Origin of the sequence: Catenulispora yoronensis (assembly GCF_039531695.1) — a bacterium.
Lineage (GTDB): Bacteria > Actinomycetota > Actinomycetes > Streptomycetales > Catenulisporaceae > Catenulispora > Catenulispora yoronensis.
In genome coordinates this window covers 1-20,742 of the sequence record NZ_BAAAQN010000097.1, presented here as the reverse complement: position 1 = coordinate 20,742, position 20,742 = coordinate 1, and the positions used below count along the sequence as shown (strand labels likewise).

The 20,742-nt window shown below is 69.8% G+C and carries 19 protein-coding genes and 1 pseudogene; 8 read left to right on the top strand and 12 right to left on the bottom strand.

The window, feature by feature from the left end:
• Positions 1-192 precede the first annotated feature (192 nt).
• Both ABD481_RS44180 and ABD481_RS44175 read right to left on the bottom strand, forming a co-directional pair.
• Positions 193-567 (bottom strand): recombinase family protein, encoded by a 375-nt coding sequence (locus ABD481_RS44180; protein WP_344671921.1) that lies wholly within the window; start codon positions 565-567, stop codon positions 193-195.
• 55 nt (positions 568-622) lie between these two features.
• Entirely contained in the window at positions 623-1,852 is a 1,230-nt protein-coding gene (locus tag ABD481_RS44175; protein WP_344671920.1) for an MFS transporter, read from the bottom strand.
• 207 nt (positions 1,853-2,059) lie between these two features.
• On the opposite strand from ABD481_RS44175, the pseudogene exaC reads away from it, so the two are divergent.
• Both exaC and ABD481_RS44165 read left to right on the top strand, forming a co-directional pair.
• Positions 2,060-3,582 (top strand): annotated as a pseudogene (exaC, locus tag ABD481_RS44170) (acetaldehyde dehydrogenase ExaC).
• Between the two features lie 131 nt (positions 3,583-3,713).
• Positions 3,714-4,076: a DUF779 domain-containing protein gene (locus ABD481_RS44165; protein WP_344671930.1), complete on the top strand. Its 363-nt coding sequence runs from the start codon at positions 3,714-3,716 to the stop codon at positions 4,074-4,076.
• 101 nt (positions 4,077-4,177) lie between these two features.
• Here the strand turns inward: ABD481_RS44165 and ABD481_RS44160 are convergent, their stop codons facing one another.
• On the bottom strand, positions 4,178-5,101 hold the full coding sequence (locus ABD481_RS44160; protein ID WP_344671919.1) for a S66 peptidase family protein: 924 nt from the start codon (positions 5,099-5,101) through the stop codon (positions 4,178-4,180).
• Between the two features lie 252 nt (positions 5,102-5,353).
• Between ABD481_RS44160 and ABD481_RS44155 the strand changes: the two genes are divergently transcribed.
• The 3 genes from ABD481_RS44155 to ABD481_RS44145 all read left to right on the top strand — a co-directional run bounded on the left by ABD481_RS44155 (position 5,354) and on the right by ABD481_RS44145 (position 7,753).
• Positions 5,354-5,863, top strand: a complete 510-nt coding sequence (locus ABD481_RS44155; protein WP_344671918.1) for a SigE family RNA polymerase sigma factor — start codon at positions 5,354-5,356, stop codon at positions 5,861-5,863.
• Between the two features lie 16 nt (positions 5,864-5,879).
• A complete protein-coding gene (locus tag ABD481_RS44150; protein WP_344671917.1) occupies positions 5,880-6,863 on the top strand; it encodes a hypothetical protein in 984 nt (327 codons plus the stop codon).
• 164 nt (positions 6,864-7,027) lie between these two features.
• On the top strand, positions 7,028-7,753 hold the full coding sequence (locus ABD481_RS44145; protein WP_344671916.1) for a hypothetical protein: 726 nt from the start codon (positions 7,028-7,030) through the stop codon (positions 7,751-7,753).
• A gap of 122 nt (positions 7,754-7,875) precedes the next feature.
• On the opposite strand, the gene ABD481_RS44140 is transcribed toward ABD481_RS44145, so the two are convergent.
• The 6 genes from ABD481_RS44140 to ABD481_RS44115 all read right to left on the bottom strand — a co-directional run bounded on the left by ABD481_RS44140 (position 7,876) and on the right by ABD481_RS44115 (position 14,884).
• Positions 7,876-9,030 (bottom strand): anhydro-N-acetylmuramic acid kinase, encoded by a 1,155-nt coding sequence (locus ABD481_RS44140; protein ID WP_344671915.1) that lies wholly within the window; start codon positions 9,028-9,030, stop codon positions 7,876-7,878.
• Entirely contained in the window at positions 9,027-10,064 is a 1,038-nt protein-coding gene (locus ABD481_RS44135) for an ABC transporter ATP-binding protein (protein ID WP_344671914.1), read from the bottom strand. Before ABD481_RS44135 ends, ABD481_RS44140 begins: the two co-directional genes overlap by 4 nt.
• Positions 10,061-11,077, bottom strand: coding sequence for an ABC transporter ATP-binding protein (locus tag ABD481_RS44130; RefSeq protein WP_344671913.1), 1,017 nt, complete (start codon positions 11,075-11,077; stop codon positions 10,061-10,063). The genes ABD481_RS44135 and ABD481_RS44130 overlap by 4 nt, the downstream gene beginning before the upstream one ends.
• On the bottom strand, positions 11,074-11,970 hold the full coding sequence (locus ABD481_RS44125; RefSeq protein WP_344671912.1) for an ABC transporter permease: 897 nt from the start codon (positions 11,968-11,970) through the stop codon (positions 11,074-11,076). Before ABD481_RS44125 ends, ABD481_RS44130 begins: the two co-directional genes overlap by 4 nt.
• 1 nt (position 11,971) lies before the next feature.
• Positions 11,972-12,964: an ABC transporter permease gene (locus ABD481_RS44120; RefSeq protein WP_344671911.1), complete on the bottom strand. Its 993-nt coding sequence runs from the start codon at positions 12,962-12,964 to the stop codon at positions 11,972-11,974.
• Positions 12,965-13,036: 72 nt separating this feature from the next.
• Positions 13,037-14,884: an ABC transporter substrate-binding protein gene (locus tag ABD481_RS44115; protein WP_344671910.1), complete on the bottom strand. Its 1,848-nt coding sequence runs from the start codon at positions 14,882-14,884 to the stop codon at positions 13,037-13,039.
• 243 nt (positions 14,885-15,127) lie between these two features.
• Here ABD481_RS44115 and murQ point away from each other — a divergent pair, with 243 nt between their 5' ends.
• Complete coding sequence (gene murQ, locus ABD481_RS44110) at positions 15,128-16,051, top strand: N-acetylmuramic acid 6-phosphate etherase (protein ID WP_344671909.1); 924 nt, start codon at positions 15,128-15,130, stop codon at positions 16,049-16,051.
• 60 nt (positions 16,052-16,111) lie between these two features.
• On the opposite strand, the gene ABD481_RS44105 is transcribed toward murQ, so the two are convergent.
• Positions 16,112-16,603: an NUDIX domain-containing protein gene (locus ABD481_RS44105; RefSeq protein WP_344671908.1), complete on the bottom strand. Its 492-nt coding sequence runs from the start codon at positions 16,601-16,603 to the stop codon at positions 16,112-16,114.
• Between the two features lie 345 nt (positions 16,604-16,948).
• Here ABD481_RS44105 and ABD481_RS44100 point away from each other — a divergent pair, with 345 nt between their 5' ends.
• Positions 16,949-17,425 carry an NUDIX domain-containing protein gene (locus tag ABD481_RS44100; RefSeq protein WP_344671907.1) on the top strand — a complete coding sequence of 159 codons (477 nt, stop codon included), beginning with the start codon at positions 16,949-16,951 and terminating at the stop codon, positions 17,423-17,425.
• 607 nt (positions 17,426-18,032) lie between these two features.
• Here the strand turns inward: ABD481_RS44100 and ABD481_RS44095 are convergent.
• Complete coding sequence (locus ABD481_RS44095) at positions 18,033-18,998, bottom strand: MurR/RpiR family transcriptional regulator (protein WP_344671906.1); 966 nt, start codon at positions 18,996-18,998, stop codon at positions 18,033-18,035.
• Between the two features lie 149 nt (positions 18,999-19,147).
• The gene (locus ABD481_RS44090; protein ID WP_344671905.1) at positions 19,148-20,362 is read right to left on the bottom strand and encodes a serine hydrolase domain-containing protein; all 1,215 of its coding nucleotides are present in this window, start codon (positions 20,360-20,362) and stop codon (positions 19,148-19,150) included.
• Between the two features lie 89 nt (positions 20,363-20,451).
• On the opposite strand from ABD481_RS44090, the gene ABD481_RS44085 reads away from it, so the two are divergent.
• Positions 20,452-20,742: hypothetical protein (locus ABD481_RS44085; RefSeq protein ID WP_344671904.1), on the top strand; the 291-nt coding region annotated here is incomplete at its 3' end.

The window sequence follows — 20,742 nt, the reverse complement described above, 5'->3', positions numbered from 1 at the left end:
GACCGGGCGCGGGTCCGGACGGTCGGGAACCGGTGATTCAGGGGCCGGTGATTGAGGGGCCGTGATTCAGGGGCCGTGATTCAGGGGCCGGTGTTTCAGGGGCCGGTGGTCGACGGCCGGTGAGCGAAGAGTGCCTGATCGGAGGATCCTCCGATCAGGCACTGGCGGGCAGGCGGGCCGAACCCCGGCCGCTCAGCCCGACGTCTTCTTCGTCTGCCACCCCGCCCCGGCCTCGACGATCGCTTTGCCGTTCTCCCGCGCCCACGCCATCAGCTCGGCGCCGTCCTCGGCGGACGGCGCGAGCCGGTCCAGCGTGGTCACGACCAGCGCGTCCCACAGCTCCAGCCGGCCGGTCTCGGTCAGCCACGGCCTGAGCGCCGGGCGCGGGTCGGCGGTGCCGTCCCCGGCCGGCGTGCCGTCGGCGTTCCGGATCTCGATCTCGTCCACATAACCGACGACCTCCCAGCCGTGCGCGGCCACGAAGGCCTCGCACACGTTGCGCTCGGCGTCCGAGGTGTCCTCGGGCGAGGCCGGGTAGAGGCGGCGGGTCAGGATCAGCGCTCGCATATCCACCACCCTACGGTGCGCCGGGGTGGCCGGCTCGTGTTCCCCCGAGCCGACATCACGTCGTCACCGTCGCCACCGGCTGCCCGCCGCCCGCCGACGCCTCCGATCCCAGCCGCCGCACCGGTCCCAGCGCCAGCGGCGCCGCCATCGCCACCAGGAAGACCACCCCGGCGGCGAACGCCACGTGCCGCGCGCCGAAGGCAGCGGCCAGCGGGATGACCGACAGCTGTCCGATCGGGATCGCGCAGTAGGATCCGAACTGGTCGTAGGACACGGCGCGGGACATCATCTCCTTCGGCACGTAAGTGTGCAGCGAGGTGTCCCAGCAGATGTCCGCGAACCCGGTCGCCAGCCCGGCGACGAACGTCACGGCCGCGATCACGACCACCCCGGCGTCCAGCCCGAGCAGCATCAGCGGCACCGCGGCCACCATCATGGCCAGCTGCCCGCTGAACAACGGCCGCTTCGCGGTGTACCGGATCATCAGCACACTCGCCACCAGTGCCCCGGCCGCGCGGCAGCTCAGGATCGCGCCCCAGCCGCCGGCCCCGAAGCTACCCTTGGCCAGGACCGGGCCGAGCAGCTGCCAGCCGCCCATCTGCACCAGGTTGACGACGGTGAAGGCGGCGGTGACCGACCAGAGCCAGGACGTGGACCGGAAGTAGGCCCAGCCCTCCCGCAGATCGGTGACCAGCCTGGTGGTGTTCTTCCTCCGCCGGTCCTGGACCGGCAGGAACGACAGCACGATCGCGGCCACGAGGAAGGACACGGAGTCCGCGGCCAGCGCCCAGCCGCCGCCGACGGTGGCGACCAGGACCCCGGCCACGCTCGGTCCGGCGACCTTGGCCGCGTTCCCGACGCTGGCCAGCAGCGAATTGGCGCGCTGCAAGCCCTCGGGCGCCACCAACTGCGGCACGATCCCACTGAGCGCGGGTCCGGTGAACGCTCCCAGCACCCCGTTGAGGAACGACAGCGCGATCAGCCATCCGAACGGCTGCTTGGTGAACAGGCAGTACGCCATCGCGCCCTGCGACAGCCCGGACCCGAAGTGCGTCAGCCTCAGCAGCGCGGCCTGGCCGACCCGGTCGGCGATGCCGCCCCCGATCAGCAGCAGCGCGATGTTCGGCACCAGCATGGCGGTGACGACGAAGCTCAGATCCTTGGCGCTGCCGGTGAGCTGCAGCACGGCGAAGGCGAGCGAGACCGGGGTGACGGCGCTACCGACCACGGAGATGGAGCGGGCCACGAAGAACCGGCGGAAGGGTTTCCCACGGAGCGGATTCACGGCGCGACCTTTCGGACGAGCTGCCCGGCCGGGCCGCCGGGCACAAAGGTCGTGACGCTAGCACGGCCGCCGTGCGGGTCTCACGCGGTTTTTCTATACGCAGATGCCCGTATTACCGCTGGGAACCGGTGTCGGGCCCGGATTAGCGTCACGCAGGTGTCGCCGTCCAGGCACGGACGGCGCCCGAGCCTCCTGGAGGACCCCCTCATGCCCCTGTTCGCCGCGCCCGGCCAACCCGACGCGCTCATGAGCTACCAGCCCCGGTACGACCACTGGATCGGCGGGAAGTTCGTCGCCCCGGCCGGCGGCCAGTACTTCGAGAACCCGACGCCGATCACCGGCCGTCCGTTCTGCGAAGTGGCGCGGGGCACGGCGGACGACGTCGAGCGGGCCCTGGACGCGGCGCACGCCGCCGCCCCGGCGTGGGGCCGGACCTCGGCCGCCGAGCGCGCCGAGATCCTGAACAAGATCGCCGACCGGATGGCGCAGAACCTGGACAAGCTGGCGCTGGCCGAGAGCTTCGAGAACGGCAAGCCGATCCGGGAGACGCTGGCCGCGGACATCCCGCTGGCGATCGACCACCTGCGGTACTTCGCCGGCGCCATCCGGGCCCAGGAGGGCAGCCTGTCGGAGATCGACGAGGACACCGTCGCCTACCACTTCCACGAGCCGCTGGGGGTGGTGGCGCAGATCATCCCGTGGAACTTCCCGATCCTGATGGCGATCTGGAAGCTGGCCCCGGCGCTGGCCGCGGGCAACGCCGTGGTGCTCAAGCCGGCCGAGCAGACCCCGGCCTCGGTGCACTATCTGATGAGCCTGATCGGGGACCTGCTGCCGCCGGGCGTGGTGAACATCGTCAACGGCTTCGGGGTGGAGGCGGCAAGCCGCTGGCCTCCAGCGGCCGGGTGGCGAAGGTGGCGTTCACCGGCGAGACCACCACCGGGCGGCTGATCATGCAGTACGCCTCGGAGCACATCAAGCCGGTCACGCTGGAGCTGGGCGGCAAGAGCCCGAACATCTTCTTCGACGACGTCTCCGGCGCCCGCGACGACTTCTACGACAAGGCGCTCGAAGGCTTCGCCATGTTCGCGCTGAACCAGGGCGAGGTGTGCACGTGCCCGAGCCGCGCGCTGATCCAGCGCGGCCACTACGGCGACTTCCTGGCCGACGCGATCGCCCGGACCGAGCGGATGGTGCAGGGCAACCCGCTGGACACCGGGACCATGGTGGGCGCGCAGGCGTCCAACGACCAGCTGGAGAAGATCCTGTCCTACCTGGAGATCGGCCAGACCGAGGGCGCCAAGATCCTGATCGGCGGCGAGCGCCTGGACCTCGGCGGCGAGCTGTCCGGCGGGTACTACGTACAGCCGACCATCTTCGAGGGCGACAACCGGATGCGGATCTTCCAGGAGGAGATCTTCGGCCCGGTGGTGGCGGTGACGCGGTTCGAGGACTACGCCGACGCGATCAGCATCGCCAACGACACGCTCTACGGCCTCGGCGCGGCGGTGTGGACCCGGGACGGGACGACCGCCTACCGGGCCGGGCGGGCGATCCAGGCCGGACGGGTATGGACGAACTGCTACCACCTGTACCCGGCGCACGCGGCGTTCGGCGGGTACAAGAGTTCCGGGATCGGACGGGAGAACCACAAGATGATGCTCGAACACTACCAGCAGACGAAGAACCTGCTGGTCAGCTACTCGGCGAAGGCCATGGGATTCTTCTGATGCTGCCGGGGACGAGGCCGGAGCGGAACGAGCCCGAGCCGGAGTGGTCGGAGCCGGAGCCGGGGCGGTCGGAGCCGGAGGGGTCGGAGCCGGAGCGGTCGGCGGCCCGGCCCGCGACCGGGCCCGCGCGCGTGGCGGTCACCGAGGCCGCCGCCGAGCTGCTGCGCGCGCTGTCGGCGAAGCACGGGCCGCTGATGTTCCACCAGTCCGGCGGCTGCTGCGACGGCAGTTCGCCGATGTGCTACCCGGACGGCGAGTTCCGGGTCGGCACCTCGGACGTGCTGCTGGCCCGGCTGGCGATCGAGGGCCTGGCCGAGCCGGTGACGTTCTGGATGGGCGGCGAGCAGTTCGAGCGGTGGCGGCACACGCACCTGACCGTGGACGTGGTGCCCGGCCGCGGCGGCGGGTTCTCGCTGGAGGCGCCGGAGGGGGTCAGGTTCCTGATCCGGTCGCGGTTGCTGACGGACGCGGAGGACGCGGTGTTGAACCACTGACTCGATGCGAACCCCTAACCACCCGTTTACCGGACAGGTGGTCATGAGTAGCGGCGGGGCAGGCCAGGGCCCATACAGCCCTGGCTCCCCCGCCGCTCCCGTCACGTCGTCAAAGGCTGCTCCAGGAACGTCAGCGTCGCCGTGGCCGTGTCCAGCCGGGCGCGCACGCCGATCGGCAGCGACTGCATGAACACCCCGTGGCCGATGTCGGCGCCGAGCAGCACCGGCACGCCGAGGTCGCCGAGCCGGTCGGCGAGCAGCTCCTCGACGTCGGCCAGCGGGCCGCAGTCGTCCCAGGTCCCGCACAGGATGCCGCGCACGCCGTCCAGGTACCCGCTGCGCCGCATCTGCGTCAGCACCCGGTCCAGGCGGTAGGGCTGCTCGCCGACGTCCTCCAGGAACAGGATGCCGTCGCGCGCCGGCACCGACGTCGGCGTGGCCAGCGAGGTGGCGATCAGGCTCGCGGTGCCGCCGACCGTGACGCCCTCGGCGACGCCGGGCACCAGCGTGCGGGTGTCCTGGAACACCAGGTCGCCGATCTTCTGCGGGACCATCAGCAGCCGGGCCAGCCCTTCGAAGGACGGCACGCCAGGCCGGAACATCACGCTGGAGACCATCGGCCCGTACACCGACATCCAGCCGAAGCGGCTGCGGACGGCCTCGATCAGGGCCGTGGCGTCGGAGAAGCCGACCACGACCCGCGGCTCGGGCCTGCCGACCTTGCTCCAGTCGACCAGTTCCAGCGCGCGCTGCACGCCGTATCCGCCCCGCGCGCAGAACACGGCCGCGAAGTCGGGCTCGCGCAGCGCCCGCGTCAGATCCTCGGCGCGCATCTTGTCGTCGGCGGCCAGGTACGGATACGGCCCGACCGAGCGGGTGGACGGGAACACCTCCGGCACCAGTCCGACACTGCGCAGCGCCGCCAGCCCGAGGTCGAGCTCCTGCCGGCCGGGCGGCCCGCTGAGCGCGACGACGGCGACGCGGTCGCCGGGCTTCAGGGCCGGGGGCGCAAGCAGTGATCGCATGATCCGACTCTCTCACGCCGGATACCCGATGATCGAGAGCCGGACCTGGCCGGATCCGGCCGCGGAGCGGTGCGGGGCGGTGCAGGGCGGGGCAAGTCGGTGCGCCACAACCGCGGCCACAGAACTGCGCGGCACCTATGGCGGCACCCCATGGCGGCACCGCACGGCATCCCCGCCCGAGCATTCTTCCGAATCGTGCAACCCTTCCACGCCTCGCTCCGTCTTATGCCGGACCTAGGAGGGGAGCAGGTGATGCGTCCTGATGAAGAGGCAGAGTTCCGGCGGTATGTCACCGACCGCGCGCAGGCATTGCGTCGGACCGCCCATCTGATGTGCGGGGACTGGCACCAGGCCGAGGATCTCGTGCAGACCGCGCTGTTGAAGCTCTATCGCGCGTGGCGGCGGGTGGAGCACCCGGGAAACCGCGACGCCTATGTCCGGCAGGTCGTCGTCCGGGCACTGATCGACGAGCAGCGCCGGGGATGGCGGCGGGAGCGGCCGTTCGGAGCGTTCCCGGACAACGTCGCCGCGATCGAGACCGCCACGTCCACCGAGGACCGGGACGAGCTGCTCACGGCGCTGGCGCGGATTCCGGCGCGGCAGCGCGCGACCTTGGTTCTCCGGTTCTGGGAGGACTACTCGGTCGAGCAGGCCGCGAAGGCCCTGAACTGCTCCGAGGGCACCGTGAAATCGCAGACGGCACGCGGGCTGACGGCACTGCGCGAAGCACTGGCGGGCATCCGCGAGCCGTCGGCCGACTGAGAAAGGAAGACACCTGATGGAACAGAAAGCACATGATGTCTTCACGCGCCTCGCAGCGGGTGAGGAGCCGCCGCTCGGCTTCACCGCCGACGACGTCGTGGACCGCGGCCGCCGTCAGGCGCGGGCCCGCCGGGCGGCCACGGTCGCGGGCGCCGCGGCGGGGATGCTCGCGGTCGGCGCCGGAGTACTGCCCTTGTGGGCGTTCAAGTCAGACGGGCGTCCGGCCCCACCGGCACCGCCCGGGGCGACGGTCATCGTCCCGACCAAGCCGACGGCACTCCGCACCTCCTCGTCGGAGGACGCCGCCCCCGATCCGGGCTGCGTCGCCGACCTGGGCAGGCTCGACCCTTCCGAAGGCCACTTCGAAGGCCCGGAGAAGACCGCCGCGCTACAGACCTGCCGAGTCCTGAAGCGGGTGGACGCGGTCCTGGATCCGGATGGCAAGCATCTTTCGAACGCGAGCCCCGGTTTCCACCAGCCCTCGCCGATCGACATCATCAACGGGTTCAGTTCGAGCGGCGGTATGACGACGTTCGACGGCGTCGAGTCCCAGATCGCGTGGACGGCCGACGGCCACTACCCCTTCAAGAACGACAACAAGCCGGACATGTCAGGTCCCTACGTCCAGGTATGGATCACGATCCAGGCCGCGGGCGGATCGGATCCGTATCCCAGTGCACCCGATCACCAAATCAACGGTCAGTCGGGCTCGACCCGCTCCTGGGGCCCGACAGCCGTCTACACCCTGACCGACGGGTCCAAGCTCACCCTGACGAGGGAACAGGACCGCGTCGGCGCCGCCGCCCTGGCAACCCACTCCTACCCCTCCGGCAACCGGTTGCTCCTCTACGTCAACACGGCCCAAGATGCCGGCACCGGCTCCCTTCCCTTCACGGACGACCAGCTTGTCGCCGCGGTGGACGTGCCCGGGATCGAAGACGTCCAGCTGCCCATTGACTCCGGTCGCCTGCCGGCGTCCGCACCGCCGAGCCCACGCTGAGCGTGACGGCTTCGGCAACGTTCCGAAGGCACTCGACGTTTTCGGACAGTTGAGCGATTTCCCGGGAACCCCGCGCCGGGCGCCGGACACGAACGGGATGACCAACGCGATCAATGGCGGCCGGCCCGGCACGCGGGCCGGCCGCCCGCGAAAGGAGCTCATCGATGTCACTATCCGGAATCGCCCGGATCCGTCCGGCGCGGACCCGTTCGACGGAGATCCGCCCCGCGCGGTCCCGTCGGCGCGGCATGATCGCGGCGCTGCTGGCCGGCACCGCGCTGGCCGTCGGGAACGTTTCCACGGCGAGCGCCGCGGCCGGTTCGGCCGGCTACGACCCGACGCAGTACCCGGTGATCCTCACCCCGCCGCTGCATCCGATCTCGGCGGACCGGGCCTCGGAGATCCTGCACAGCTGCGCCTACATCGACAACGCGGCCTACCACGTCGTGCTCGGCGCGACGACGGCGGCCGTGACCAAGAACGAGGACGCCATCGTCATCGGCAACGACGGGGCCGGCAACTGGATCTACTGCTACGGGCTCACCGGGCGGGCCGTGTCGTACCCGCAGGGGTTCTTCCCCGGCATCGGGAACGACGACCTCACCGAGTTCAACAGCGGATCGGACTTCAACACGATGCCGGCCGACGGCGCCGACCCGCTGTTCTTCCTGCTGACCAACGGCGGGCACTACAGCTCCCGGGTCGCCCGGATCACCGTGAGCTACGGCGCGGAGGCGAAGGAATACCCTGCGATCATGCACAACGGGGCGTACTACCTGAGCACGGTGACGCCCTATATCCACGGCGATCCGTACAATCCGCTCTCCTACGTGCGCGCCTATGACGCGCACGGGAAGCTGCTCTACGTGACCGACTACAGCAAGCTGTAACCCGCGCCGGCGTCGACGACGTCGAGAGCCGCGGAGGGTTGCCGGGGGCTGCTGGGGGCTCCCGGACGCGGCGCGGGCTGCGGGGGCCGCGGGGGCCACCGAAGGCACCCTCCTGGATCTTCCTAACTCTCGAACCGTACCGTCGTCGGCGCCTTCTCCAGCGGCTCGGGCAGCACCAGCGGCCGATCCGCCGGCGGGCTGATCCGGCCCAGCACCCGGCCGCCAGCGGCGCCGGTGCACGCCGCGACCGTCCCGGGCAGCCCGTGCGCGGTGAACCAGCCGATGAGCGCGAACGCGATGGCCTCCTTGGCGTCGGAGGGGACCTGGTAGGCGTCGGAGCGCCGCACCTCGACCTCGGGCAGCCGTTTGACGATGCGTTTCATCAGCTCGGGGTTGTCCGCGCCGCCGCCGGAGACCGCGAGCGTGGCGATGCCGTGCGACCGGACGGCGTCGACCACGGTGGTGGCGGTCAGGGTCGTGAGAGTGGACATGAGGTCCTCGGGGGTGACCTCCGGGTACTCGGCTGTGAAGGCGGCCAAGTAGGCGTCGTGGAAGAGTTCCTTGCCGGTGGTCTTCGGCGGCTGCCGCGCGTAGTAGGGCTCGGCCAGGAGCGCCGCCAGCAGCCCGGGGTGCACGAGGCCGGCGGCGGCCAGGCGGCCGTCGCGGTCGTAGGGCTTGCCGGTCAGCCTCAGGCACGCGGCGTCCAGCAGCGCGTTGGCCGGACCGATGTCGAAGGCCGCCGGCGGGTCGGCGACCACGGTCAGGTTCGCGATGCCGCCCAGGTTCAGCGCGCCGACCGGGCCGGGGAGCCCGCGCAGCAGGAGCAGGTCCAGCAGCGACACCAGCGGCGCGCCCTGGCCGCCGGCCGCCACGTCGGCGGCGCGTACGTCGGAGACCACCGGCACGCCGAGCCGCTCGGCGATCCACGCGGGCTGGCCGAGCTGGAGCGTGCCGCGCACGGCGCCGTCCTCGGTCCAGTGGTACAGCGTCTGCCCGTGCGAGCAGACCAGGTCCACCGCGCCGTCCTCCCGGGTCGCCGACCAGGCCGCGGCGGCGAAGGCCTGGCCGATCCCGGTGTCCAGGCGGCAGACCGCGCCGAGGTCGGCGGGGTTCGGCGGCAGCGCGGCGAGGATCTCCGCGCGCAGCCGCCGCGGATACGGCACGTGGTCGGCGTGCCGCAGCCGGCCCACCAGCACGTCGCCGTCGCGCCGGAACTCCACCAGGGCCACGTCGATCGCGTCGTGCGAGGTGCCGGAGCTCAGACCGAGGACTCTCACGCGCTCGCGGCCTCCGCCTCGACGCCGACGACGCGGCGCGCTTCGAGGTGCAGGCAGGCGTGCAGGTGCTCGGCCGCCGCGGGGGTGTCGCTCGCCGCCCCGAGCGGCACCAGCGTCGGATGCGTGGTGGAACAGTCCTCGTTCGCGAACGGGCACCGCGGCTCGAACAGGCAGCCCGGCGTCGCCGTGCGCTCGTCCAGCGCCCGCGTCGGCGCCGTCCGGTCCGGCCCCGGCTCCTCCAGCCCGCGCATGATCGGCACCGCCGACAGCAGGCACTGGGTGTAGGGGTGCACCGGCGTCAGGATCACGTCGTCGGTGAGGCCGCGCTCCACGACCTCGCCCCGGTAGATCACGTGCAGCTCGCCGCCCTCGCCGACGTAGCGCGCGGTGGCCACGTCATGCGTGATGAACACCAGCGAGATGCCCAGCCGCGCCCGCAGGTCGCGCAGCAGCCCGAGGATGCCCAGCCGCATCGAGACGTCGATCATCGACACCGCCTCGTCGGCGATCAGCACTTCCGGGTCCACGGTCAGCGCGCGGGCGATGACCACGCGCTGCCGCTGCCCGCCGGAGAGCTGGTGCGGGTACTTCGGCAGCACCGCCGCCGGCTCCAGGCCGACCAGGGTGAGCAGCTCCGAGGCGCGCTCGCGCCAGGCGCCCGGATCGCCGCCGGTCTCCTTGGCCCGCATCCGCAGCGGGTCGCCGAGGGTGGCCTCGACGGTGCGGGTCGGGTTCAGGGCCGAGTACGGGTCCTGATGGATCAGCTGGATCCGGCGGAAGTACTTGGCCCGCTGCCGCGGCTTGAGCCTGGACAGCTCCACGCCGCCCACCACCAGCTCGCCGCCGTCGAAGGTCTCCAGCCCGGTGAGGATCTTGCCGAGCGTGGTCTTGCCGCAGCCGGACTCGCCGATGAAGGACACCGCGCCGCCGGCCGGCAGCGTGAAGTCCACGCCGCGCAGCGCGTGCACGGTGCGCGGGCCGGTGAAGGCGCCGTTGGTCTGGTAGGTGCGGGTGATGCCGCGCGCCTGGATCATGCCGGCCCTCCAACGGCCGCGGGTGCGCCGGGCGTCCCGGACAGCACGGTGGACGGTTCGACGTGGCAGGCGCGGCGGCGGTCGCCGTCCCACACCGCCAGCTCCGGCTCGGTCTCGGCGCAGGCCGCGACCGCGAACGGGCAGCGGTCCCGGAAGACGCAGCCGACCCGGGCCACGGTGGTCAGGTCCGGCGGCCGGCCGGGCAGGGCGCGGGCGGCGTCGACGTCGCCGGTGATCCGGGCGGTCGCGCCGATCAGGGCCTTGGTGTAGGGGTGGGAGGGGCGGCGCAGCACGTCCAGCAGCGGGCCGTCCTCCACGATCCGGCCCCCGTACATCACCGCCAGCCGGTCGGCGATCTCCGAGATGGCGCCGATGTCGTGGGTGATGATCAGGGTGCTGAGCCGGTTCTCGTCGTGCACCGTGCGCACGATGTCCAGCACCGCGGCCTGGGACAGCATGTCCAGGGCGGTGGTGGGCTCGTCCAGGATCAGCACCTTGGCGTTCAGCACCAGCGCGAAGACGATGCCGATCCGCTGGCGCATGCCGCCGGACAGCTCGTGCTGGTAGGAGTCCAGCACCCGGTCGCCGTCCATGCCCATCCGGTCGGCCAGGTCCTTGGCCCGGGCCAGCAGCGCCCGCAGGTCGGCGACCTCGTGCGAGCGGCCCAGGTCCAGCAGCTGCTTGCCGATGGTCTTCAGCGGGTTCAACGAGTTCTGCGAGGCCTGGAAGACGTAGCCCAGCTCCCCGCCGCGGACCTTGCGCAGCTGTTTGCCGGTGAGCCGGACGACGTCGCCGACGCCGGCCACCTCGATGCTCCCGGCCGCGATCCGGCCGGGCGCCGGCACCGCGTTCAGCAGCGACAGCGCCAGCGTGGACTTGCCGGAGCCGGACTCCCCCACCAGGCCGGTGATCTCCCCGGCCCGCAGGTCCAGGGATGCCGCGGCCACGGCCGGCAGCCGGCCGGCGGACGTCTGGTACTCGACCGTGAGGTCGCGGACCCGCACCTCGCTCATGCGCGCTCCCTCAGCCGCGGGTTGAACAGTTCGTCGACGGCGTCGAGGAAAAGCACGATGCCGAGGGTCAGCAGCAGGATGCACACCAGCGGGGACAGCAGGTAGATCAGCGCGTCCGGGCTGTTCATGGCGCCGCCGGAGAACACCGCCTGGTTCAGCATCACGCCCCAGTTGGTGCTGGAGAACGGCACCAGGCCCAGGAAGAACAGGCCGACCTCGGCGCCGATGAAGGCGATCACCGACAGCAGCAGATGCATGGCCACGTACGGTGCGATGTTCGGCAGCAGCTCCTTGACGATGATGTGCCGGCTGGGCAGGCCCAGGCCGCGGGCGGCCTCCAGGAAGCCGCGCTCGCGCAGGGTCAGGGCCTGCGAGCGCACCGCCCGGGCCACCCCGCCCCAGCCGGTCAGGCCCAGCACCAGGCCCATCTGCCAGGGGCTGCCGAAGCTCCACACCGTGGACAGGATGATCAGCAGCGGCAGGCCGGGGATGGTCAGGACGAAGTCGGTGACCCGCATCAGGACACTGTCGACCAGGCCGCGGTGGTAGCCGGCCACCAGGCCGACGGTGATTCCCAGCACACTGGTGAACAGCGCGGCCAGGGCGGCGGTGGACAGCACGTACCGGGCGCCGACCACCACCTCCTGGAAGACGTCGGAGCCGGCGAAGTCGGTGCCCAGCCAGTGGTCGGCGCTCGGCGCGGCGTAGATGGCGTTCGGATCGACGGCCAGCGTGCCGTAGAACCAGGGCCCGCAGACCGCCAGCACGACGAAGAACACGATGATGCCGAAGCCGATCATCCGGCCGGGCTTGCGGGTCACGGCGGTGCGGAAGGCGGTGAACGCCGGGCGGCGGTTGCGCACGACCGTGCTCAGCGCGGCGGTGGCTGCCATGTCAGCGCCTCACTCTCGGGTCGATCAGGGTGTAGCAGAGATCGGCGACGATGTTCGCGGCGATGATGGCCACCGTGATCAGCAGGAAAGCCCCGGCCATCACCGGATAGTCGCGCACGCCGATGCTCTTGAGCAGCAGCTCGCCCAGCCCCGGGTAGTCGAAGGTCTGCTCGATGAAGAAGGAGCCGGCGAACATCACGCCGAAGGACAGCGCCAGCACCGTGAACAGCGGCAGGATCGCGTTGCGGCCGATGTACCGGGCCCGGGTCACCGGGGCCAGGCCGCGCAGCTCGGAGGCCAGGATGAAGTCGTCGCCGAGCACCGTGACCACCGAGGACTTCATGGCCAGCAGCCAGCCGCCGTAGCTGAGCAGCGCGTAGCTGACCACCGGCAGCACGGCGTGCTGGACCACCGAGCCGACGTACGCCGGGCTCCAGCCCGGCTCCAGCGTGATGTCGCTGGTGCCGGCGTCGGGCAGCAGATGCCATTCGGTGTGGAACACCAGCAGCAGCAACAGGGCCAGGACGAAGGAGGGGACGCCGGCCACCAGCGAGCCGGACACGCTCAGCAGCCCGCCCCAGCGGCTGGACCGCTTGACCGCGGCCACCACGCCGGCGACCACCCCGATCAGGAAGCTGACGACCAGCCCGGACAGCACCGGGAGCACCGTCCACGGCAGCGCCGAGCTGATCAGGTGGCTGACCGGCACGCCACTGTAGTAGGTGGACTCGCCGAGGTCGCCGCGCAGCAGCTTGCCCAGGTAGCCCAGGTACTGGCCGAGCAGCGGGTCGTGGGAGGTGAAGCCGTAGACCGCCGCGACCTTGGCGCGCGCCTCCTCCGGGCTGAAGCCCTGCATGATGTAGCTCTCGTACTGCACATCACCGGGCTTGCCGGGCAGCGCGTGCACGAGGAAGAACGTGAACGTCACCACGACCCAGACCATCACCAGCCCCGCCAGGAGCTTGCCGGCGAGCCGGCGGGCGAATCCCGTCATCTTCCCCTCCCTCTTCCTGTCATCGTCCTGGCCCTGTCACTCGCTCACTCGGTCACTCGGTCCTCAGGGTCCTCACTTGGCCTGCACGAAGCCCTGCATCATCCACACGCCGGGCTGGTTGAGCAGCAGCGCGTCGGCCCCGCTCTTGGGGAAGTTGGTGAAGTGCTTCTCGGTGTAGAAGCCGACCTTGGTGTAGTTCCAGATCTGGATCATCGGCAGCTCCTGGTTGGTGGCCGCGGCGAGCTGGGCGATGATCGGCTTCTGGTCGGCCACCGGCGTCACCGACAGGTCGGCGGTGAGCTGGCCGGGGTCGATGGTCTGGCCGTTGACGGTGTAGGTGGCCGGGGTGTGCTGCCAGTTCACCGCCGAGGTGTCGCTGTGCACGGCCTTGCCGTTGACGATGCTGAAGCCGTCGGCGGTGCCGTAGATGCGGTTGTAGGCCTTGTCGGTCTGCGGGCCCAGGGCGGTCAGCCACCAGCCCACCGCGTACTTCCCGGCCGCCATCTCCTTCTGGTAGGTGGCGAAGTCGGCCGTGATCGCCGGGGTGGTCTTGATGCCGAAGGCGGTCAGCTCGTTGGCCACGATGGTGGAGGCCGCGATCCAGTCCGAGAAGCCGTTCACGGTCTGCAGCGTGATCGTCCACGGGCTGCCGTCGGGCAGATGCCACTGGCCGGAGCCGTCCTTGGTGAAGCCGGCCCCCTGGAGCAGCGAGGCGGCCTTGGCGGCGTCCGGCTTGTAGGCGTTCAGCGCCGCCTTCTGGTCGTCGGACAGGAAGGCGTCGGTCTGGGAGCCGATCAAGCCGGTGGTGTAGGGCGCCGGTATGCCGCCGACGGGCTCGCCGACCTTGGTGACGGCGTCCCGGTCGATGATGTGGGCCAGGGCCTGCCGGACCGGGGTCTTGTCGTACGGAGCCTGCTTCTCGTTGAACGCGATCGAGGCGCTGACGTAGCTGGGGGCGTCGGTCCGGGTGTAGCCGGCCTTCAGGATCTGGTCCAGGATGTTGGTCGGCATCGAGGTGTACGGGGAGCTGTCCAGCTCGCCGTTGGTCATGAAGCCCCAGATCTGCTGGTTGCCCGTGTAGTGCCGCAGGATGACCTGCTTGGGCGCGATCTTGTCGACGGCGAAGAAGTACTGGTTGCGGTCCAGCAGCGCCTCGCCGGGACCCACGCGGGTCAGCACGAACGGACCGGCCGAGACGTCCTTGGCCGGGGCGAACGCGGCGATGGTCTTGCCCAGCGCGGTCAGCTTGTCCGAAGCCGTCTTGGCGGCCGCCTGGTCCGAACCCTGCACGGCCCCGATCAGCGTCCAGATGTCCGCCGGGAGCAGCCCGCTGTAGACCTTGTCGTTGACGATCGTGGCCGACAGCACCAGCCGCTGGAAGTAGAGGTTCTTCGCCCCCGGCACCTGGTCGATCTCGATCTTGCCGCCGCCGAGGTCCTTGATGTCCGACACCTCGAAGTTGGTGCCCAACACGATCGTGCTGCCGGCCCCCGCGACCGGCCCCGCGGTGCCCTGGGTGTAGGCGATGGCGAGCGAGGTCTTGATGTCGGCCACGGTGACCGGCGTCCCGTCGGACCACTTGGCGTTCGGCTGCAACTGCACGGTCAGCCCGGCGTCGGACGCGGTCCAACTGGCCGCCAGCCCGGGGAACAGGTCGTTGGGATCGGACGGGTTGAACTTGTCGAAGCCCAACCGCATCTGGTTGTACCCGAGGAACGAGTTCGGGGCGGCGTTGAACGGGTTCATCGGCGCGCCGGCCGTGATCTGGTTGTTGGCGTCGATGCTCGTGTAGACGCCGCCGTCCTTCTTGGCGCCGCTTCCGCCGTCGTTGGTTTTCTTCGTCGAGCTGGAGCAGGCCGTCAACGCGGTCAGCGCTACCGCCGCGGCAAGGCCCGCGACCAGTGTTCTATGCCGGGACATGGTCCTGACGTCTCCGTTCGGGTCGATGGGACGGGTTTCACCTGCGTATATCCGGGTGCCGCCGCTCAGTGCCGCGATCAGGCCGGGCGTCCGGGCACGGCGAGGCCGCTCAGTGCAGGAACCGTAGAGCGCCCCGTCGGCCTTCGTCAATGAGTTGCGCAGATCCTGTTCGTTCCGTAACTTGCCAACGACAGCGGGCCCCGACGCCCCGCCCCACCGGCCGACCCGAGAGGAACGCCCCGCATGAGCCCTCTGACCCCGCCGACCGCCGACCGGGTGAGCGCCCCCACCGAGGAGCGCAACCCGGCCACCACGGCCATCGACGCCGTGCCGACGGTGGAGGTCCTGCGCCTGCTCAACGCCGAGGACACCCGCGTCCCCACCGCCGTCGCCGCCCTGCTGCCCACCCTGGCCACCGTGGTCGACGAGACCGTCCACCGCCTCCGCGCCGGCGGCCGCGTCCACTACTTCGGCGCCGGCACCTCCGGCCGCGTGGCGGTGATGGACGCCGCCGAACTGATCCCCACCTTCGGCCTCCCCCCGGGCCTGGTCGTGGCCCACATCGCCGGCGGCCCCAACGCCCTGACCATCCCCGTCGAAGGCGCCGAGGACTCCCCCACCGGCGGCGCCACCGACGCAGCCGACGTAACCTCCGCCGACGTGGTGGTAGGCCTGACCGCCAGCGGCCGCGCCCCCTACGTCGCCGGAGCCCTCCAAGCAGCACGCACAGCAGGCGCCTACACCGTGCTCATCTCCGCCAACCCCAACGCCGCCCTGGCCCCAGCCGCGGACATCCACCTAGGCGCCGACACCGGCCCCGAAGCCATCGCCGGCTCCACAAGACTGAAAGCAGCCACCGCCCAGAAACTGCTCCTCAACAGCCTGTCAACAGCAGCCATGATCGCCCTGGGCCACACCTACTCCAACCTCATGGTCGACCTCACAGCAACCAACGGAAAACTCCGCGGCCGCGTCCTGACCATCCTCACCGAAGCCACCGGCCTCCCCGAAGCAGCCTGCGCAACAACCCTCGCCGCCACCAACGGCGAACTGAAGACGGCCCTCGTCTGCCTCCTGGGCGAAGTAACCCCACCCGAAGCAAGACGAGCGCTGACCGCCGCATCAGGCCAAGTGCGAGCGGCCCTGGCAGCCTCCGCGCGGACCTGAGCCCCGCGCGGAGGCACCAGGGAAGAAAACCGAATCGATCACAACCCGCCACAGGCCAGCTCAAGAACCTCCCGTTCCAACGCCATCCCCCTTGAACCAGCCCCGGTGCTCTCCAATCAACTCTCGATGCGACGGCAACAACCCCTCCGGCAGCGCATCAATGTCAAAGAACTGCGCATCCAGCACCTCCTTCGGATCGGGACGATAGGTGCCCCCAATAAACTCAGCCAGAAACGCAACCTCAGCACGAAGCCTGAACCCACTGACCAAGCGAACAGGCTCGGGAAAAACCTTGACCTCATAACCAGTCTCCTCCCACGCCTCCCGAACCACGGTGACATGCCACTGCTCCCCAGCCTCGGCATAACCAGTCACCAACCCCCACGGCACAGACGGCCTCCACATCCGCCCCTTGACCAACAACACCCGCCCACCACCATCCCGAACCAGCCCAGACACCCCAACGATGTACTTCTGATGAGCCAGCCACAGAATCCGCCACTGCACCCCACCCGCATGCCGCCCGATGAACCTCCAGACCTTCTCTCTCATCCAGCCAGCCTCCCAGCCCGGCCCGGCCCGCCGCTGGAGAACCGCCGGGCAGACCGGTCCGGTCCAGTCTGCGAACGAACATCCCGACGGCTGCCTTATCCGCTCTCAGCTTGTGCATCCACGCCGACCTCGGAGACTGCCTGGCAGCCCAAGCCCGCGCAGAAGAGGCCATCGCAGCCTGGGGACAGGCCCTCGACCTGGCCGAGGGAATGGCATCGGCACCCACCACCTCAGCAATGAGCCTCCATCCGGCCACCTCCGGCGGCCTACCGCAATCGCAGCCTCCCCCTCGCGACGCTGCTGGACCACCGGATCCGGAAAGCAGCCCCTTGAGAGGATTGCCCGGTGACCGACACCGCCCTGCCCCCGGCCATCGACTCCCACACGCTTCTCGTCGCCGCCATCATCGTCCACGACCGCGCAGCCGCGAAGGTCCTGCTGATCCAGCGCGGACCCCACGCCAAGTTCGCCCCCAACCACTGGGACCTCCCAGTCGGAAAAGCCGAAAAGGGCGAGGCAATCACGACAACGGCCATCCGCGAGCTGAAGGAGGAGACCGGGCTCATCGTGCACCCGGCCGAGCTGAAGGTCGCCGGAATCATCCACGGCGCATGGGGCGTCGAAGCCCCCAACGGATTCCTGACCGTCGTGTTCGCAGCCGAGAACTGGAGCGGCAAACCAACCAACGCCGAGCCTCACAAGCATGCACAGGTGACATGGATCGATTCCACGCACGTGCCGGAGGAGTTCGTCTCCACCACCCGCGCAGCACTCATCAAATATCTGGAGAACGGCGCAGCCGTGATCGCAGAAGGTTGGTGAATGCGCCCCGACAAGTCCGACGGCGCGCCAGCCTCACCAACCACCTTCACAACCGGCCGCCCGCTTTTGACTTTCCCAGAGTTAGGTCTTCGGTTCCGGTCTTTCCGTCGCTTCGGCGGGCGTAGCCAATCGCGCCGCTCAGGCGGTGTCAAGGCTCGCATCAGCCGGGGCACAAGCCTGAAGGGTCGCCTTGATACCGCCTGGGCGGTGTGATTCCTTTAGGCGACGATGCGACGGAAAGGCCGGAACCGAAACCGGAACCACCGACCAAAGGCAAGTTAACCGCCCGGCCCCACTCTTTCCAGAGCGAGGCCCTCCCCGGAGGGGCCGCCGGAGGCGCAGTTGACTTTGATCTGGCCTTTGAACTGGTCTTTCCCCACCCCCGCAACAGTTCTCGGAGACTGGCCGCACCACCCACCCAAGGACCGCAACTGACCAGTCAGCACTGTGGCCGAAGGTCGTCAAAAAAGGCCTTTAAAGCCACACCGAAGCCGCACTGGAAGCCAAAACAAAAGCAAAACGCCAAACTTAAAAACTAGACCTGAACACCACAGCCCAACCACCACCAGCCACCAGCCAACCACCACCATCAATCACCCACCACTCCCTACCGCCCCCGAGCCCCCTGCACCGCACTCCGCGTCCGCTCCACAGCCCGCGTAGTCCGACTAAAGTTCCGCTGCGCCACCGCCACAAACAAACAATCCACCACAGTCAAAGCCGCAATCCGACTCGACATAGCCCCCGACCGAAACGTCGTCTCCCTCGCCGCCGTCGTCAACACCAAATCCGCAACATCCGTAATCGGCGATCGCGGAAAATTCGTAATAGCAATAGTCCGAGCCCCATTGTCATGAGCCTCCGCCAGCGCGGTGACCGTGGCGGGCGTCGCACCCGTATGCGAAATCCCGATCGCCACATCCCCCCGCCCCAACAACGCAGCGGACGTCAGCGCGTTCTCAGCATCCGGCCACGCAGCCGCCCGGTGCCCGATCCGATGCAGCTTCTGATGCAGATCCGCAGCGATCAGCGCGCTCGCCCCGATCCCGTAAATATCAACCGCCCCCGCCGACACCACCGCGTCGACAGCCCGCTCCAACAGCGTCAGATCCAGCTGCGCGACCGTGTCCTCCACCGCCCGAGCATCCGCATACCCAAGCTTCGCGACCACATCAGCCAGCGAATCACGCGGACCGATGTCCCGCCCCACAGCCGGCGCCGACGCCGCCGCATCCTCGATCCCGGCCGCGGCCGCCAAGCCGATCCGCAGCTCCGGGTAGCCCTTGAGCCCCACCGCGCGGCAGAACCTGATGACCGTGGTCTCGGACGTGTCGCAATCCGCCGCCAACTCGCTGATCGTCTTCGCCGCGACCCCCGACGGATCAGCGATGGCGGCCTCCGCCACCCGCCGCTCCGAGGGCGGCAACGTCGGCAGCAGCGCCCTGATACGCACCAGCACCGTCGGGGGCGGCCCGGTCTCGATCAGCGTGGTGCTCGACGCGGCCGTCCCAACCACAACCTTGGCCCCGCCCCCCCCCCCCCCCCCGCCCCCACCCCCAGAAGCAGCACCCATACCCCCACCAACGTCACCCCCACCAGACGTACCAGCCCCAACCCCACCCACCGAACCTCCGGCGCCAACCCCGCGCGCATCAACCCCACGCGCACCACCCCCACGCGCACCAACCCCCCGCGCGCCACGCCCCTGCCGATTCCCACTGCTCATGCCGTGATCCTAGAGGTGCTCGTTTCCTGCTCATACTCGGTATCCACCCCGAATTCCCCCGCCACCGCCGCATGCACGCCACGCCGCAACTCCCGCGCCCGGTTCCCCCGCCCGAACAACACCGCGTTTGTCAACAACACACACCACAACCCCGACTCCACGTCGAACGCCACGCTCGTCCCCGTGAACCCGGTGTGCCCAGCCCCACCCGCCGGCCAGGCATCGGACATGAAATCGAACGAGTCCCCCCGCAGCGTCCACCCCAGACCACGCACGCCATCCAACCCACCGGTCTGACACCGCAGCGCCTCGGCCCGAACCACCGGATCCAGGATCGGACTGTCCTCCGCGAGCCAGCCAGCCCGCAAATAGGTAGCCAGGTCAGAGGCAGTACCGAAGAGTCCAGCCTGGCCCGCGACGCCGCCGAAGCTCTCCGCGTTCTCGTCGTGGACGACGCCCGCCTTCGGATCCTCGCGCCCAGGCTCCGCGAACCAATTCGCCTCGGTCGCCGCGACTCCATCCACGAGGCGACCACCACCCCACTCACCCCACTCACCACCCGCACCAATCCGCCGGAACCCAGTCGCCGTCAACCCCAACGGCGCCGCCACCAACTCCGCAAACGCCTGGTCAAGCCGCTTCCCAACGACAGCCTCCACAATCAGCCCCAGCAAAATGAACCCCGGATCCGAATACCGCACCACCGTCCCCGGCGCCGACTCCAACGGTTCGGCCACCACCGCCGCGATCCGATCCTCCGCGGTTCCCGGCAACCGCCAGACCTCGCGGATCGCGGGCAGCCCAGAGCTATGGGACAGCAACTGCCGCACAGTTACCCGCCGCTTGGCCGCCGCCAACTCGGCATCACCACCACCAACATCGACGCTCGCACCAGCACCAGCACCTCCCCCCACCCTTGAAGCCCCAGACCCAACCCCAAACCCCGGCAAAAACCGCACCACCGCATCGTCCAACCCCACCTCCCCAGCCCCCACCAACCCCAACACCATCGGCAACGTCGCAACAACCTTCGTCAACGACGCCAAGTCATAGACCATCCCCGCCGTCACCCCCTCCCCGAAGGCCCCGCCGCGCACCTCACCCACACTCGCGCCTCCACCCCCGCCCCCACACCCATACATCAGCACCGCACCCGGGATCACACCCCGCCGCACAGCATCGGCGACAAGCGCGCCGGGATCGGTGGTCATCCTGTGGTTCCTTCCCGTACAAGGCCGATGGTAGGTTTCCACCGTTAACCATGCCTGAACACGTTAGCAAATGACGAACAGGGGTCGCGATGCGCCAAGCCTTACCCGACGACCTCCCGGCCCTGCGGACCCTGGCCCACCAAGCCCTGATCCACGACCCGGACGCCGCCGCCATCGTCGACCTGTTCTGGAAATCAGCCGCCGACAACTGCCGGATCATCGCCGACTCCCCTCACACCCCCACCGGCCCAATCCGACCCGACGAAACACCCCCCACCACACCCCCCACCGCACCCTCCACCACACCCCCCACCCCCCAAGGCTTCGCCCTGGCCTCCCTCCGCCCCGCCCGCGACAACCACCCCACCACCGGCCACATC

What these genes read in the sequence shown, in the direction of transcription:
- ABD481_RS44130 (WP_344671913.1), bottom strand. Translation starts at nt 11,077, where the DNA reads ATGAGCGAGGTGCGGGTCCGCGACCTCACGGTCGAGTACCAGACGTCC.
- ABD481_RS44180 (WP_344671921.1), bottom strand. Translation starts at nt 567, where the DNA reads ATGCGAGCGCTGATCCTGACCCGCCGCCTCTACCCGGCCTCGCCCGAG.
- ABD481_RS44125 (WP_344671912.1), bottom strand. Translation starts at nt 11,970, where the DNA reads ATGGCAGCCACCGCCGCGCTGAGCACGGTCGTGCGCAACCGCCGCCCG.
- ABD481_RS44145 (WP_344671916.1), top strand. Translation starts at nt 7,028, where the DNA reads ATGTCACTATCCGGAATCGCCCGGATCCGTCCGGCGCGGACCCGTTCG.
- murQ (WP_344671909.1), top strand. Translation starts at nt 15,128, where the DNA reads ATGAGCCCTCTGACCCCGCCGACCGCCGACCGGGTGAGCGCCCCCACC.
- ABD481_RS44090 (WP_344671905.1), bottom strand. Translation starts at nt 20,362, where the DNA reads ATGACCACCGATCCCGGCGCGCTTGTCGCCGATGCTGTGCGGCGGGGT.
- ABD481_RS44155 (WP_344671918.1), top strand. Translation starts at nt 5,354, where the DNA reads ATGCGTCCTGATGAAGAGGCAGAGTTCCGGCGGTATGTCACCGACCGC.
- ABD481_RS44095 (WP_344671906.1), bottom strand. Translation starts at nt 18,998, where the DNA reads ATGGGTGCTGCTTCTGGGGGTGGGGGCGGGGGGGGGGGGGGGGGCGGG.
- ABD481_RS44115 (WP_344671910.1), bottom strand. Translation starts at nt 14,884, where the DNA reads ATGTCCCGGCATAGAACACTGGTCGCGGGCCTTGCCGCGGCGGTAGCG.
- ABD481_RS44135 (WP_344671914.1), bottom strand. Translation starts at nt 10,064, where the DNA reads ATGATCCAGGCGCGCGGCATCACCCGCACCTACCAGACCAACGGCGCC.
- ABD481_RS44150 (WP_344671917.1), top strand. Translation starts at nt 5,880, where the DNA reads ATGGAACAGAAAGCACATGATGTCTTCACGCGCCTCGCAGCGGGTGAG.
- ABD481_RS44160 (WP_344671919.1), bottom strand. Translation starts at nt 5,101, where the DNA reads ATGCGATCACTGCTTGCGCCCCCGGCCCTGAAGCCCGGCGACCGCGTC.
- ABD481_RS44120 (WP_344671911.1), bottom strand. Translation starts at nt 12,964, where the DNA reads ATGACGGGATTCGCCCGCCGGCTCGCCGGCAAGCTCCTGGCGGGGCTG.
- ABD481_RS44105 (WP_344671908.1), bottom strand. Translation starts at nt 16,603, where the DNA reads ATGAGAGAGAAGGTCTGGAGGTTCATCGGGCGGCATGCGGGTGGGGTG.